Origin of the sequence: Acetobacter sp. (assembly GCF_047723915.1) — a bacterium.
Taxonomy (GTDB): Bacteria; Pseudomonadota; Alphaproteobacteria; order Acetobacterales; family Acetobacteraceae; genus Acetobacter.
Genome location: NZ_JBDOBQ010000013.1, coordinates 45,137 through 59,898 on the forward strand (window position 1 = coordinate 45,137; position 14,762 = coordinate 59,898).

11 protein-coding genes and 1 riboswitch are annotated in these 14,762 nt (G+C 62.5%); of the genes, 2 read left to right on the plus strand and 9 right to left on the minus strand.

The window, feature by feature from the left end; translation table 11 throughout:
* Positions 1–74 precede the first annotated feature (74 nt).
* Together ABF990_RS08815 and ABF990_RS08820 are read right to left on the minus strand one after the other, a co-directional pair.
* Positions 75–1,352 (minus strand): MFS transporter, encoded by a 1,278-nt coding sequence (locus tag ABF990_RS08815; protein WP_415500407.1) that lies wholly within the window; start codon positions 1,350–1,352, stop codon positions 75–77.
* A gap of 100 nt (positions 1,353–1,452) precedes the next feature.
* The gene (locus tag ABF990_RS08820) at positions 1,453–2,115 is read right to left on the minus strand and encodes a flavin reductase family protein (protein WP_415491305.1); all 663 of its coding nucleotides are present in this window, start codon (positions 2,113–2,115) and stop codon (positions 1,453–1,455) included.
* 113 nt (positions 2,116–2,228) lie between these two features.
* Here ABF990_RS08820 and ABF990_RS08825 point away from each other — a divergent pair, with 113 nt between their 5' ends.
* Complete coding sequence (locus tag ABF990_RS08825) at positions 2,229–2,876, plus strand: GntR family transcriptional regulator (protein WP_415491306.1); 648 nt, start codon at positions 2,229–2,231, stop codon at positions 2,874–2,876.
* A 296-nt stretch (positions 2,877–3,172) separates the two neighbouring features.
* Here the strand turns inward: ABF990_RS08825 and ABF990_RS08830 are convergent, their stop codons facing one another.
* From ABF990_RS08830 to ABF990_RS08850, 5 genes are all read right to left on the minus strand, one after another.
* Positions 3,173–4,912, minus strand: coding sequence for a hypothetical protein (locus tag ABF990_RS08830; protein WP_415500406.1), 1,740 nt, complete (start codon positions 4,910–4,912; stop codon positions 3,173–3,175).
* 265 nt (positions 4,913–5,177) lie between these two features.
* The gene (locus tag ABF990_RS08835; RefSeq protein WP_415491309.1) at positions 5,178–5,945 is read right to left on the minus strand and encodes an ABC transporter ATP-binding protein; all 768 of its coding nucleotides are present in this window, start codon (positions 5,943–5,945) and stop codon (positions 5,178–5,180) included.
* A complete protein-coding gene (locus tag ABF990_RS08840) occupies positions 5,945–6,967 on the minus strand; it encodes a FecCD family ABC transporter permease (protein WP_415491310.1) in 1,023 nt (340 codons plus the stop codon). The genes ABF990_RS08835 and ABF990_RS08840 overlap by 1 nt, the downstream gene beginning before the upstream one ends.
* The gene (locus tag ABF990_RS08845; RefSeq protein WP_415491333.1) at positions 6,964–7,860 is read right to left on the minus strand and encodes an ABC transporter substrate-binding protein; all 897 of its coding nucleotides are present in this window, start codon (positions 7,858–7,860) and stop codon (positions 6,964–6,966) included. Before ABF990_RS08845 ends, ABF990_RS08840 begins: the two co-directional genes overlap by 4 nt.
* A gap of 215 nt (positions 7,861–8,075) precedes the next feature.
* Positions 8,076–10,076 (minus strand): TonB-dependent receptor plug domain-containing protein, encoded by a 2,001-nt coding sequence (locus ABF990_RS08850; RefSeq protein ID WP_415500409.1) that lies wholly within the window; start codon positions 10,074–10,076, stop codon positions 8,076–8,078.
* A gap of 449 nt (positions 10,077–10,525) precedes the next feature.
* Positions 10,526–10,747: riboswitch (cobalamin riboswitch) on the minus strand.
* A 192-nt stretch (positions 10,748–10,939) separates the two neighbouring features.
* On the opposite strand from ABF990_RS08850, the gene ABF990_RS08855 reads away from it, so the two are divergent.
* Entirely contained in the window at positions 10,940–11,920 is a 981-nt protein-coding gene (locus tag ABF990_RS08855) for an MBL fold metallo-hydrolase (RefSeq protein WP_415491311.1), read from the plus strand.
* Positions 11,921–12,035: 115 nt separating this feature from the next.
* On the opposite strand, the gene ABF990_RS08860 is transcribed toward ABF990_RS08855, so the two are convergent.
* Both ABF990_RS08860 and ABF990_RS08865 read right to left on the minus strand, forming a co-directional pair.
* Positions 12,036–13,739, minus strand: a complete 1,704-nt coding sequence (locus ABF990_RS08860) for a Na+/H+ antiporter (protein WP_415500405.1) — start codon at positions 13,737–13,739, stop codon at positions 12,036–12,038.
* On the minus strand, positions 13,739–14,722 hold the full coding sequence (locus ABF990_RS08865) for a LysR family transcriptional regulator (RefSeq protein ID WP_415491313.1): 984 nt from the start codon (positions 14,720–14,722) through the stop codon (positions 13,739–13,741). Before ABF990_RS08865 ends, ABF990_RS08860 begins: the two co-directional genes overlap by 1 nt.
* Positions 14,723–14,762: the final 40 nt, after the last annotated feature.

Below are 14,762 nucleotides of genomic sequence, written 5' to 3' on the forward strand. Positions count from 1 at the left end.
ATTACGGTTATCCGCCATAACCCTTGCCATCCCTTCGAAAAAAGCCCTTTTCTGCAACGGCAGGATCAGGACTATCATGAGCCATTGCGCAAAAGGCCCGTATCGGCGCGGTCGAGTGCGAGATCTCTGGTTTCGGGAATAAGCAGCCCCGTCAGAAACGTGACGGACGACACCGCCACCAGGTAATACAGGAACCAGGAATGGTGCCCCGCCTTGAACAGGTACGTATTCACGTAAGGCGCCGTACCTCCAAAAATTGCCGTTGCCAGCGATAGCGGTCCGCTGACACCGGTTGCCCGTATACTGGTTGGAAAGACCTCGGCCCATACAGCCGTATTCACTCCGAACAGGGCCGCCAGGACCATCAGCGCAAGACTCAGCGCCGTCAGCAGGCCACCGAACGTATTGTCGATCAGGCGGTCCAGAGGAAAGGTGAGGGTCATGAAGCCAAGACCGAAGACAATAATAAAAACCCGCCTTCCGAATGTGTCCGCAAGCCAGCCCACAACCGGGATCGCGACAAGAAAGACGCATTGCGCCATCAGGCTTGCCGTCAACGCGGATCTCGCGTTCAGGCCATGGGCGAGCTGGGCGTAGATCGGGGTGTAAATCAGCCATGTGTAGAACATGATCGATCCCCCTGCCGACAGGCCGAACACCACGGCAACGCCGCGCCAGTTCCGCAGCAGTGCCGCGACTTTGCTGTCAGGCTGTCTGTGCTGCGTCGTAAAAGCATCGGTCTCAGTCAGCCTGCGGCGCAGGTAGAGGCCATAAAAGCCAAGCACCCCCCCAAGGGCAAAAGGTATACGCCATGCCCATGCACCAATTGCGGCCCGGCTGAAAGTATCGTTGATGACAAGACCGGTCGTGGTGGCCAGAATCGTTCCGAACACGACGCTGACCCAGGTTGTGCTGCCAGCAAGGGCTCGACGGTTTTGTGGCGCCTGTTCGACAAGATAGGTCACGGAGGTTCCCATCTCGCCACCATGGGCTATTCCCTGCGCCAGACGGGCGGCAAGCAGCACACTCGATGCAAGAATGCCAATACTGTCGAATGCAGGTATGACCGCAATCAGCAGGCTGCCACCCGCCGTTATGAATATTGCAAGTGTGAGGCTCTGTTTACGTCCCACCCTGTCAGCGTAAAACCCGAAAACAAAGCCGCCTAGCGGGCGTGTCAGAAAGCCTGCCGCAAAAACCGCGAGAGCGGCAAGAAGTGCTGCGGCCGGATCGCTCGCCGGAAAGAACCGGGCAGCGAAATACGGTGCAAAAAGCGTGTAGATCGTCCAGTCATACCATTCAAGCATACTGCCGAAATTAACCGCCAGCAGTTCGTGAATTTTTCTTTTCAATACAGATTTTTCCCGATCTGCCCTGCCTGCTGAGGTCACTGTGAACACCCCTTGCCTGAACGCTGGCCCTTATGAACCATGCCCACCTTTTCTGGTGAAATCATTTGAACCCAGGCCTGCCTTCAAGCCCGTATTGCGCGGCTTCATCGGAGCCGGGTACGCGCATCTCGAAACTGCTTTCGATCACGGTGTAATCGAAGTAGCCGAGACGGGCGATCGGACGGATTTTCCTGATATCCAGCTTGCCATCGGGAAGAATGACATCATCGTCGATGTGAATTTTTTCAACCCGCGCAAAAACGATATCGATCGTCCCGACAGCCGAATTTCCCTTTAATCGATGCGTGCTCAAATAGCGACATTCGAACTTTACCGGGCTCTCCTTCACCATGGGAATAGGAGCGTTGTCGGCAAAAACCCTGGTGACATTGAGCCTGTCGAACTCGCTTTGTTCGGGTGGCAGAGCCATGGCGCTGATATTGACCGCCTCGCGCAGGGCATAGGTCGCCATGTTCCAGACGAACCACCCTGTTGCCTCGGCATTGACGACCGTGTCCTTGCGGCGCCCGTCCGGATACTGGTTGGCCGAGAACATGACCATCGGCGGGTCGAACGACAGGTTCTGCCACTGGCTGTAAGGCGCGATGTTCTCGACACCGTCGGCACTGACGCTCGACAGCCAGCCGATCGGCCGCGGAACAACACAGCTTTTGAAAGGTGAGTAAGGCAGCGTGCTGGATTCCAGATTGGGTGCATATTTCAAGGATCTATACCTCGTGCTCGACGTGCGACATATTACCGATATATTGGTTACATAACGCATGCGCTCTGGCAATATGCCTGTCAGGTTTTTTCTGAAGCAGTGCGGGAACAGGTGTGATTAGTCAGTCAGATCAGGCAGTCGAACGTCTGCAGTCAATGATCGAGCAGGGCACGTTGCAGCCCGGATCGATGGTTTCCGAGCGCGGCCTCATGGAGCTGACGGGTCTGGGTAGAACACCAGTGCGGGAGGCCATACAGCGCCTGGCGCTCAATCGCATGCTGCGGATTCATCCGTCCCGTGGCATTGAGGTGCCCCCCGTATCAGTCGAGGATCAGCTCAGCGGTCTTGAGGTGCGCAGGGCGACCGAACTGCTGGCCATCACGCTGGCCTGCGAACGTGCGACAGAAAAGGATATTGACGATATCCGGGCTCTTGCTGATCTGCTCGACGGGGACTTCCCCCTACCGCAATACACGCAGACAGTCAGGCAAACACATGCGCTTATCGTTCGGGTGGCGCGCAATCCGTATCTCGATGCGCTGATGTCGCCCCTGCAGGCACTCTCCCGGCGTTTCTGGCTCATGCATATCAGGGACGAGGCGAGCGAGATTAAAACCGGCAAGGCATTACACCAGAGGATACTCGTGGCAATCGCGGCCCGCGACCTGGAAGCCGCCAGTTGTGCCTCGACCGAACTGAATGACTATCTGGTGCAGTACGCCCTGCATGTGGTTGCGAAACGGGCCGCAAAACCAAAATAGGGGGCACACACGCAGGCAGGCAGGCAGGCGTGGATCATGCTGCCCCGTTTTTGTGGCAACCTTCACGCACATGGCATACTGCCATGGGTTCAGTCTGTCTTTCTGTCCGTCCGGCACAGTAGCGGCACAGCAGCGGCACAGCAGCGGCACAGCACCTGTCAAACCCGGTAGCTACGACCCCACACATGCCGGAAGCGTGAGATATCGTTCAGCAACACATACGAACAGAACGCCATTTTTCTCAAAAACTGCTCCGCCCACACATGCACACCGGACACCGGAACGCACAGAGCAGTTTACGGGGCGACAGGCAATGCCGCAGGCGTGCGTTCGAAAAGAAAGACAGTCTGGCCAAGGCTCTCATACCCCTGCGGCACGGGCCACAGGCTGGAAGCGTAACGGGCCACATACGCCACGTGGTAGGGCTGTTCTCCCCCGAAAAGAGAGCTAAAGAACGCACGGTCTTTCTCGTCGCGCTGCTGGTTTTCCTCCACGGTGGGACGCTTGCGGCCATAGCCCGGCGCAGGCTGCCCGGCTGGAGAAAGATAGTCCCTGACCCAGAATTGCGGAATGACCAGAAGCTGTGGTTTGCGGGTTTCGATCTGCTCGAACGGCTCCATGACCTCCCGCACTCCGGGCATGGGATTGCGACGCCGGAGCGCTATGACATCAATCCGTGTGACATCCGCATGGGCGGGAAGACGGGGCAGAAAGGCGTTTCGCCCGTAAGCTTCCATGGGCGCACCAGTTTGAACATGACCCGCCATCCAGTATTCCGCGTCGTAACGCGGGTCATCGATCATCGCGGCATCCAGCCCCATGCACTGGTACAGCGCCATGATCGCCAGCGCGGCAACGCCACAACGCGCAATGGGGAGAACGCCCCCCCGCGCCGAGGTCAAGAGCCAGGAGACAGCAATGCCGATATAGGGCGCCAGAAAAACCGATTGTGGCAGCAGAAAGCGGTTATCCGTCCGCAACGCGACACAGTTGAAAAACACTGTAAACGACACAACGGCCAGGGCAGGCACGAACCCTGCCGCGCGCAGGGCGGGCTGCCCACGGGACCGGCGCCACATGAGCACACCCCCCAGAACCGCCAGCACAAGGCCAAAGCCAGGGTAAAACCGGGGGAAAGACAAGGCCATATCCGCGAACAGGCGCAGATGTCCGGCAAGATCGGGGGTGTAGGCCGCATAATCCTGACTGGCCGGACCGCGCAGGAACGCCAGTCGCCGGGCAAAGCCGGTCGGATTTGTCAGCGCACCATCGATCAGGAGCAGCAGGACCGCGCCCACACTGCCCCACCCCAGCGTGGCCCGCAGTATTGCCCCACGGTTGCGGCGCGCTATGGGGTCGCGCATGATCCAGTACACCAGCGAGACCGGCAGCGGCAGCAGAAAAACGGCATAAGCCTGATCCTTGGTGGTGACAGCAGCCACCATGGCCATAATGACCCAGCGCAGTTTTTGTAGCTGACCGTCCACAAGAACCCGCACCCAGAACCACACGGCAAGAACAGCCCAGAACAGATAAGGACCATCCAGGTTGGAGACCTGGCCGTAATAGACAAGGGCGGCATCAAGCGCGCAGGTGGCTGCGGCACAGACCCCGGCCATCCGCCCCGCGATTTTTTCAGTCAGTTTTCCAATCATGGCGATGGTCGCCACCGACATGACAAGACTGAGCAGCCGTGCGGTCAGGGCAAAAAACGTCATGTATGGAACATGAATGAACTCGGCTATGACATCGTGCTGGGTCAGTGTGGGGGCATGCAGCAGCGCCATGGCAATGGCCGGCAGGCCAAGCAGCGCAAGCCAGACCATGTGCAGTGGCGGATAGGTAAAATACGCCCCGGGCGCATAAGTCTGCGCCAGCCCCACCAGAAAATTGCGGGGAGCCACACCGTCATCATCCCAGCCGTCAGAGGCAGGCAGGCCCCAGGCAAGGCCGGGCAGGCGCAACAGAACCGATAAAAAACCGACCCAGAAAAACGGGTTTCGCACCCAGGATTGTAATATTAATTTAATTTTCATAAAAGGTCCGTTGAAAATTTTTTACTGAAAAATTTCTATTCTTTTGTTTATCTCTACAGATGCGCGCCGTCATATCGCGACTACCAAAAGAATTGCAACTTTTTATTAATTAAACCATCCCAACACACCCGGCCTCTTTCCGGCGACGGGACTGCACCTGGCCCTGACAGGGGAGCATACCCGGTCCCGCTCGCCAGACATCAGCGACCGTTCAGAAACACCATCACGGGGCGAGCCCGAGCCTGCGCCGTTGGCAAAGCCCGCTTTAAACGGGTGAGTGGTCCGTGCCGCACAGGTCCCAGGGTACCATTCCGTTATCCACCCGGCGCGAGGTCACGCCGTAAATCTCGCGCACCATACTGTCTGTCAGCTGGGCGGGTTCCAGCATATGGGCGATGCGGCCATCCTTCATCATAATCAGCGTATCGCACAAACGGGTGGCCAGAAGCAGGTCATGCAGCACGACAACCACACAGGACCCGCTGGCCGCCAGCGCCCTGAACACCTGCATGACCGCCAGAGCATGGGCCGGGTCCAGGGCGGCAATGGGTTCATCGGCCAGCAGAACCGGGGTCTGCATGGCCAGTGCACGGGCCAGCATAAGCCGCGCGCGCTCCCCGCCCGAAAGCTGGCTGGCCAGACGCTGCCCCAGTGCCGCCAGCCCGACCTCACGCAGGGCCCGGTCAACCGCGGGATGGCGCAGGGCATGGGCCGGGCTTTCCCCGTAAGGCAACCGGCCCAGCGAGACCACCTCCCGCACGGGCATGGGCGGCAGTGCGGGCACGTCCTGCGGCATATAGGCCAGGTGGCGCGCGCGACGCGCCAGCGACATGGTGGCAAGACTTTCGCCCATGCACGAAACCTGGCCCCCGCTGGGTACGAGCAGGCCGGCGGCAAGCCGCAGCAACGTGCTTTTGCCGGCACCGTTGGGCCCGATAATACCCGTAAGCCGTCCTGCGGGAAAAGCCGCCGTGACATGCCCAAGCAGTGACGCGCCACCTTGCCTGTAAGACAGGTTCTCTACCGCGAGCATCAGAACAGGTTCCGTTTTCTGAACAGGATGACCCGGTGGAAAAACACCGGCGCCCCGACCAGGGCCGTCACAACACCCAGATGCAACTCCGCCCGGCCAGCCAGCAGCCGCACACCCAGATCCGCCGCCAGCAGCAGGGCCGCCCCGCCAAGGCAGGACGGCCACAGCAGGCGCGATGGCCTGTGCCCGGCCAGTGGCCGCAGCAGATGGGGCACCACCAGCCCCACAAACCCGATCGCCCCCGAAACCGCGACACACGACCCCACGGCAATGGAGGCTCCCACCACCACGCGCATCTGCACCCCCCAGGCTCCGCTCAGCCTGAAGCCAAGACTGGTCGCGACATCCTCGCCCATGGTCAGCGCGTCCAGCGCGCGGCCGCTCCCGAACATGAGCGTCATGCCAAGCCCCACACCGGGCAGGGCCAATGCCGCGTCGGTCAGGGTGCGGTCGGTCAACGACCCCATCAGCCAGTGCGAGATTTCAAATATCGCATAGGGGCTGGGGACAAGATTGAGCACCAGCGCGGTCAGGGCAGCGGCAAAACTGCTCAGCGCCGCCCCCGCCAGCAGCAGAACAAGCGGGCCGCCACGCCCGACCAGCATGACCAGCACAAGCGCCGCCACCAGCGCGCCCGCAAGCCCGCCAAGGGGCAGCAGCGGCGCTGCAAGCTGAAACAGCCCGGTATAGAATACACAGACCGCCCCCAGGGCCGCGCCGCCAGAAACACCAAGCAGGCCCGGATCAGCCAGCGGGTTGCGCAGGTACCCCTGCAGAACAGCCCCCGAAAGCCCCAGCGTGCCACCCACCATTATGGCCAGCAGCGTGCGCGGCAGACGCAACTGCCCCAGCACGATAGCCCCGACGCCGGGCCTGCCGCCCAGCCAGTCCGCCAGCGCCGCGGGAACGTCGATCGTGCTTTCGCCCCATAAGAGCGATGCGACGGCCAGCCCCACCACCAGCACGGCCAGACCGCCATTGAGCACCCCTGCCGGCAGGGGCCTGAAGGAGGCAGATGTCATTGTACAGCCCCCCGCACGGGCAAAGCTTGCGCCGAAGGCGCGCCCTCGGGCGGCATACCTGCGGGGTGGACTGTCATGGGGCGGGTCGTCGCGGGGAGGGCCGCGCGGGCCTGGCGCAGGATTTCCAGTGCATCCAGCGTCTGCGGCAGGGCGCACAGCCACAATTTCTGGGGCACATCCACCACATGCGGTGGCGGAAAAGCCGCCAGCAGAACAGGATTGTCCAGCATACCCTGCGCGAGCGAATAACCCGGCCCCGACGGGTTGCGCACCAGCAGGTCCGGGCGGTGGCTGAGCAGCACCTCCAGCGGCACGCGCCCACCGGCGGCAGGCAAATGCATGACTGTTGCGAAATTGCGCAGCCCGGCGCGCCCGAGCACATCGTCCAGCAGGCTGCCCCGATGCACCACAAGTCCATTGGCTTCGTAAATGACGGCAACCGGGTCCGACGCCGCTGGCATGCGTGCCAGTCCGGCAAGCCGCGCGACAAAGGCTGCCGCAAGGACCTGCCCCCGTGCGGGCTGCCCAACCGCCTGCGCCACCTGCATGATATAGCGCGGAATATCGGCCAGGGACGATGCCGGCGGCAATGTCGTAACCGTGGCCCCGATCTGGCGGGCCGCGCTGACAGCCAGCTTCGCCGTGAAAGTGCCCGCCAGCACCACGCTTGGCCGGGCCGCCAGAACGCTTTCCGCGGTGGACGGCAGAACCGGCACATTTCGGGCTTTTTCACACAGGACAGACAGCGTGCAGTCCCGTGCAAGGGTGCTCAGGCCGATAATATCGGCGGGGTCCGCCAGCATGAGGGCAAGCTGATCGGTACACACATTGAGCGACGCCACACGACGGTGCGCCGCCCCCTGCCCGACCGCCGCATGAGGGCCAGACGCCAGAACCGTTGCGACCGGCGCGGCCTGAACAGGTGCCGCCCATTTTCCGGCATCCGTCCCCCCTGCCACCACCAACAACAGGCAGACCACGGCCCGGCGGAAACCCGCACTCCGTCGTGCCCCACCCCGTGGCCTGCGCCGGTGCGGGGCGCGCGCAGCACCGCACCCCCTACGGCCCGTCGCCCAGATCGCGGCGTATGAGGGCAGGCCGGGCACCATCAGTAGCTGAGCGTCACGCCGCCATAGCCTGCCCGGCCTGGCTGGAGATAGCCCACCGGGTTTTCATACTGGCGGTTGAGCAGGTTGTCCGCCCGGGCGAACACGCTGACATAGCGGTTGATCCTGTAACTGGCGGCAAGGTCTATCGTCATATAGCCGTGTCCCTTCGCGCAGGTGCTGCAATACCCGTCAGCCCCGGCAATGACAGGCGTGTCGCGCCACCCGCTGACATACAGGATATTGCCCGAAAGCGTGAAATCCTGCACCGGGGACCACGTGGTGTTGAAGTTGAACTTGTGCTGCGGAATACGCTGCAACATCTGCCCTGTCGTCGCGTCACGCGCATGGGTCCAGGTATAGTTCAGGTTGAAATCCAGCGTCTTGAGCGCCTTCCAGTCCACAAACGCCTCGACCCCGTACATGCGCGCACGGGCCACATTGGCGTAGGAATAGGTGGTGTAATAAGAACCGTTGCTGGACACGTCATAGGCCGTGGTGGACTGGATCAGGTTGCGTTCATGGCTTTCATACCATGTCGCGCCAAAATGCAGCCGGTCTGCGGCCAGTTTCTGGTCCACCCCCACGTCGTAACCGATCAGGCGTTCGGCCCGAAGGGACCTGTTGCCCAGTTCGGCATAGCTGGGCCCGACCTGGTTGCCGAACAGCTGGTACAGGGACGGACCATGAAACCCCGTGCCGCCACTGGCCTTGATGACCGTGCCCGTGCCGGGAATATGAATGGCCGGGGCCACGCGCCACGTCACGTAATTGCCGTAACGGGAGTTGCTGTCGTAGCGGATATTGGCCGCACCGTACAGAATATGGTTCCAGTTGCCCTGGTACTGGCCGTAACCGGCCGTTGTATCCATGCCCACACTGGTGCTGAACGGGGTGGACGTGCCCGATGTATCGCCCTGATCGGTGCTGAACCAGTCATGAAAATGCTCGGCCCCGACAAGAAGCGTTCCGTAGTCTTTCAGGTCCACCGTGCCATGCCAGTCCAGCTTGATCCGGCTTGAACGGTAATAGGTGGGGTCCCATGCCAGCGGGCCGCCACCGGTTGCGGTCCCTGTTTCCGTCCAGGTGCGGCGGGTGGTCATGTAGCCAAGCCCGATCACCTGATCGACCTTCCCCCCCAGCGAGGAAAGATGGGCGGTGCCGCGCACAATGGCTTCGTTCTGCGTGGTTTTTTCGCGCTCCGTACCCGCCATGCCGTATACCTCATCCATGAGATCGTAGGCGTTGTAGGTATGGTAATTGCTCTGGACCAGCCGGGTTGTCAGCCCCAGATCGAAATGATCGGTCACGTCATAGCCCAGACGGATATTGGCCGAACGGTTGTCGTTGCGGTCCCCCTGCCGGCGCTGCGCGCGCGTTGCCCCGAAATACCGGTCGATATAGGCGGGCACCCCATGAAAACCGTCGCGCCGGTAATGCGAAAGCTCGACATTGTAATGGAACCGGCCCGCACTGCCCCGCGCGCCAATAACCTGATTGAACGTCCCGTAGGCCCCGCCCTCCACCCGCACGAACGGCGTAAACCGCCCCTGCCCTTGTGCGGTGGTAATGTCGATCACGCCCGCCATGGCATCGGCCCCGTACAGCCCGCTTTGCGGGCCACGCAGGATTTCCATCCGCCCGACGCCATCTGTCACGAACTGGGCGGCGTCGAACATGCCGTTGGGCTGGCTGCCGTCATTGATATCCATGCCGTCAAGCCGGACCTTGATTTCGTTCGAGTTGTTGCCGCGCATGAAAATGGAGGTCGTGCCGCCGAACCCACCGGTCTGCACGACATTCAGCCCCGGCTGGCGGGCCAGAATATCCGCAAAGCTGCGGCGCTGCTGTGTCTGGATCTGCTGTTCACTGATGACGGTTATGGCCGTGCCGATCTCATCCGCACGGATGGGCCTGCGCGCGGCACTGACGGTCATGCTGTCGGGAAAGATGTCTGTATTATGGGACAGCACGGCCGCTACCGGTCTGGCCGGGGCCTGCATGGCAACGCCGGTCTGGCTCCGGACAGGGATTGGGGCGGGGGCTGTTACCACCGGGCGCGAGACAACCTGACCTGCACGGGCCGTGCTACCGCCAGCCACAGGTGCGGGCATGCCGCCGGGCGGCGTACCACGGGCCATGCCATGGGCCGTGCCACGGGCCGTAGTGCTGGCCGTGCTGTTGGTCGTGTTATCGGCCACGGGTTTTGCAGCCCTGGGCGCGCGGGCGCCGGCATGGTCGTCGGGCGGGGTGGCAGCGGCATGCGCAAGGCCGCACTCCAGCACGAGAACGGAACCGGTCAACAGGAACACTCGAAACGTCATGATAAGGCAGCCGCAATCCAGAGCGTCGCCACGGAGACCCGGCGGGCGATCCCGCGCGTGCCATTGCACCTGCACGCGCTACGCGATCCCTGCCCGACCTGCCGACACCCCCCGACCGACATGCCCCGTCTGCAACTCCACACGATGGCAGGTCTCCTGGCTTGCGGATTGGCGCTCCACACTCCCCTTCCCGGAAAGTGCCTTCCAGTGGGTCCGGGCCCTTGGGGCACCGGATATATGTGGAACATGCCGCTTACAGTTGCGGGGACAGCCCGGGCATGGGGCACACGCTGCCCGCACCCGGTTCCCTTTTCATTCCCTGACGGGAAACCATCATGCGGGTGCTTTATAGGCTGGCGCCTACGCAGGCAAGAGACAAAGCCCGGACCCAGCCACCGCCCGGACGGCACCGTACAGCGCCGGATGGAGCGGCGGAGGCAGGCGGGGACAGACATTGCCTGTCCCCGCCTGTCCCGCTAACGCTGGATACGGCAGCCCACGCCATGAGCACAGTTCCCACCCCGAGAGGAAAGAAACCCTTCATGGCTTCCAACCGCTATTATACCGGCCCGCGCAGCGACCATTTCGACGGCCAGCGTTTTTTCAACCCCGGGCAGGACCGCAAGGGCCACAGCCTGCGCGATATCTGGCAGTGGAAGCGCACCTCCCGGCCCGCGAAATGGCCCGAACACATTCCCCTTGCCCCGGCCGTACCCGCACCCCGCGTGGAAGGCCTGCGGATCACGATGGTTGGCCATGCCTCCATGCTGATCCAGGTTGCGGGGCTGAATATCCTGACCGACCCCGTGTGGTCGAACCGTGCAAGCCCGTTCAGCTTCATCGGTCCCAGACGCGTGACACCGCCGGGCATTGCCTTTGACGCCCTGCCGCCGGTCGACGTGGTGCTGATAAGCCACAACCATTACGATCATCTCGATACCGCCACGCTGCGGCGGCTCCAGGCCGCCCATGCGCCTTTGATCGTCGCGCCACTTGGCAACGACACCATTATTCGCAAAGCCGTGCCCGACAGCCGTATCCGCACCCGCGACTGGGGCGAAAGCCTGGATCTGGGCCATGCCACGACCGTAACGCTAACCCCTGCCAACCACTGGTCCGCCCGTGGCCTGCGGGACCGGCGCATGGCCCTGTGGGCCGGATTCTGGTTGCAGACCCCCCAGGGCACAATCAGCTTCGCGGGGGATACGGGATATGACAGCGGCACGATTTTTCGCGATCTGCGGGCGCGGTATGGCGCGCCGGATGTGGCCCTTATTCCCATCGGGGCCTATGAACCACGCTCCTTCATGGCCACCCAGCACGTCAACCCCATGGAAGCCGTGCGTATTTTCCAGGATATCGAAGCCCGTCAGGCGCTGGGTATTCACTGGGGTACGTTCCAGTTGACCGACGAACCGCGCACCGCGCCCTGTGCCGACCTGCATGCGGCCCTTGTCGCCGCGGGCATTGCCACCAGCCGCTTCGTACCCGCGGAGCCGGGCGGGGTCTATGACTTCAGCTAACCCTGCAACGCACGGACCGTAACGCTACCACGTCCCTCAACAACTGCCACGGCATAAGCCTGTGGGGCAGCAGCGCCCCGTAACCCGTTGCTGGCCGGGTAGGGCAGCCCAGCGTTCAGGACAGGTGTTCGTGCGGCAGGCGCATGGACTGGAAGTGGATGACCTGCTCCTCGTAATCGAGTTCCTGCTGGAGTTTCCATTCCGTCTGATCGTTGATCTCGCTCTGGGCCACCATCGTGCGCATGAGCTGGCGTTCGGCGCGCAGCACCTGCAACCGCAGGGCCAGTTCCTCACGCGCGCGGCGCACAGCAGTGGTGTGATCGGCATCTTTTATCTGCAGGTCGGCACTTTCCGCATCCAGCCGGTTTTCATAAACACGGATCATGCGCTCCGCCACATCGTGCCGCACCTGGCTTTCCGCCACTATGGTGGCGTCCTGCGGCCCGGTCTCGGGCTGGATGGTCGCATTCTGGATCTTGCGCAGGACATCGAGCGCTGCATTCATCAGCTTCTGGCGGGCAGCGTTTTCCTCCAGGGCGGCGGTGTCCACCAGTTCGGGCGGGATAAAGCGCAGGCATAACGGAATGGCCATACTGGCCCCCAGCAGCGAAAGCACGATCACCCCGGCGGCAATGACCACAACCGCCTCACGCGCGGGGAAAATATCGGTCCCGTCCAGACCTGCCGGCAGGGACAGCACGGCTGCCAGTGTCACCGCCCCCCTGACGCCCGCAAAGGTCAGCAACAGGCTGGCGGCAAAGCCCGTGGCCCTGTACGGCCTGTGCCTGAGACGGGCCGCCGCCCACCGGACGCCAATGCACAGCCACACGCCAACCAGCCGCATGAGCAGCATGACCCCGTAAATTTCGGCCACCAGAATACCGTACTGCCACAGAGCGGCGTCACGCATCTGCATGACCATGGTGGCGCTGGACAGCAGCGAGGGCAGTTGCAGGCCCAGGAAAAGAAAGATCAGCGCGTTGAAGACATAACTGATCATGATCCAGACCGTATTGGCCTGCAGGCGGGTTGTGGTCGCGGCTTCCTCTATCGCGCCGGACAGCTTGAACACCATGCACCCCGCGACAGCCGCCAGAATGCCCGAACAGTCCACCGCCTCGGCGGCGGCATATGTCAGAAAAGGCAGCAGCAGGATAAAGACGATCTGGGACCGGCCGTCCTCCAGCCCGCGACGGAGCAACTGGTGATTGATTTTGGCCGCCGCCCACGCCATCAGCCCGCCGATGGCAAGCCCCCCCAGCGAGACGAGCAGGAACGAACTGAACGCCTGCCGGTATGAAAATTCCCCCGTCAGGGCGTCTGCCATCGCAAAGCGGAAGCACACAAGACCCGATGCGTCGTTGAACAGGGCCTCCCCCGACAAAAGCTGCAACAGCCGGACCGGCACATGCCGGCCACTGATCAGGCTTGAAACCGCAACCGTGTCGGTGGGCGACAGCGCTGCCGCCAGCGTAAAGCACACGGCCAGCGGCATGAATGGCATGATCCAGTGAATGACATAGCCGCAGAGCAGGGTGTTCAGCACCACCAGCCCGAACGCCAGAAACAGGATAGGCCCACGCAGGGTATTGAATTCACGCAACGGCATGCGAAAGGCGTCTGCGAACAGCAGCGGTGGCAGGAACACGAACATGAACAGTTCAGGGCGCAGTCCGACATGCACGCCGCACAGGGCCGCCCCCACCCCCAGCAGGATCAGGATCAGGGGCTGGGGCACCTGCCTGCGGAACAGGGTGACCAGCAGACTGCTGACCGCCGCCAGCCAGAGCAGGAACAGAATGACTTTAACTGTCAGCATTATGCCTGCTTCCTGTCCGTTGGCATGGTCATGTCTACACCGCTATCAGAACGGGGCGGTGGCGTCACGCCGGGCAGGTGCAGAACCTCGCGCGCGACAAGCCTGTGCAGCCAGTCGGCAAAAACCCGCACCCGCGACGACAGATGCCGCCGGTGCGGATAAAGCAGCGCCATGGGCAAAGGTGCTGCCCGCCAGTCCGGCAGCACTTCGACCATCGCCCCCGTGGCCAGATAGGGCTGCACATCGTAAATAGGTAGCTGCACAAGCCCCAGCCCCGCCAGACAGCAGGCAATCTGGGCTTCAGCACTGTCCACCGTGACACGGCCCGGCAGGTCGAGCGTCCGGGTCTGGCCCGCATCCTCCCATTCCCATTTTTCCACCCGCCCGGTGCTGGCCGACGCGTAATGCACACATTCATGCCCATCAGCAAGCAGCGCGGCAGGACTGCGCGGCACCCCATGGCGCGCCAGATAGGCGGGGGCCGCCACATTGACCAAGGCCAGGTCCCCCAAGGGGCGGGCCACCATGCCCGAGACCCGCAACTCCCCCACCCGCAGGGCGCAGTCCACACCGTCTTCCACCAGATTGACCGGCCGGTCCGTCATCCCCAGATCCAGCGCAATGCCGGGGTAGGCCGCCAGAAACTCCCCCAGGGCCGGGGCAACGACCAGCCGCCCTATCCTGACCGGCAGGCTGACACGCAGCTTGCCCCGTATGCCGTCATGCCCGTGGCGGAACAGGTTTTCCGCCTCCTCCATATCCGCGACCAGACGCAGCGCGTGCTCGTAAAAGGCCGTGCCGTCGGGGGTGGGAGCCACGTTGCGGGTCGTACGGGTCAGCAGGCGCACACCCAGACGGGCTTCGAGATCCTGCACCGCAATGGAAACGCTTGAACGGGGCAGGCCAAGTGTTTCGGCGGCACGGGTGAAACTTGTGGTTTCCACCACGCGGGCAAAAATACGCAGAAGATCGATCCGGTCCATGGTGCCGCCGCATTGTTCACGTTTTACGACATATATTATC

Coding starts and splice junctions, on each gene's coding strand:
- ABF990_RS08840 (WP_415491310.1), bottom strand. CDS start 6,967: ATGACATCTGCCTCCTTCAGGCCCCTGCCGGCAGGGGTGCTCAATGGC.
- ABF990_RS08835 (WP_415491309.1), bottom strand. CDS start 5,945: ATGCTCGCGGTAGAGAACCTGTCTTACAGGCAAGGTGGCGCGTCACTG.
- ABF990_RS08855 (WP_415491311.1), top strand. CDS start 10,940: ATGGCTTCCAACCGCTATTATACCGGCCCGCGCAGCGACCATTTCGAC.
- ABF990_RS08860 (WP_415500405.1), bottom strand. CDS start 13,739: ATGCTGACAGTTAAAGTCATTCTGTTCCTGCTCTGGCTGGCGGCGGTC.
- ABF990_RS08865 (WP_415491313.1), bottom strand. CDS start 14,722: ATGGACCGGATCGATCTTCTGCGTATTTTTGCCCGCGTGGTGGAAACC.
- ABF990_RS08830 (WP_415500406.1), bottom strand. CDS start 4,912: ATGAAAATTAAATTAATATTACAATCCTGGGTGCGAAACCCGTTTTTC.
- ABF990_RS08850 (WP_415500409.1), bottom strand. CDS start 10,076: ATGCAGGCCCCGGCCAGACCGGTAGCGGCCGTGCTGTCCCATAATACA.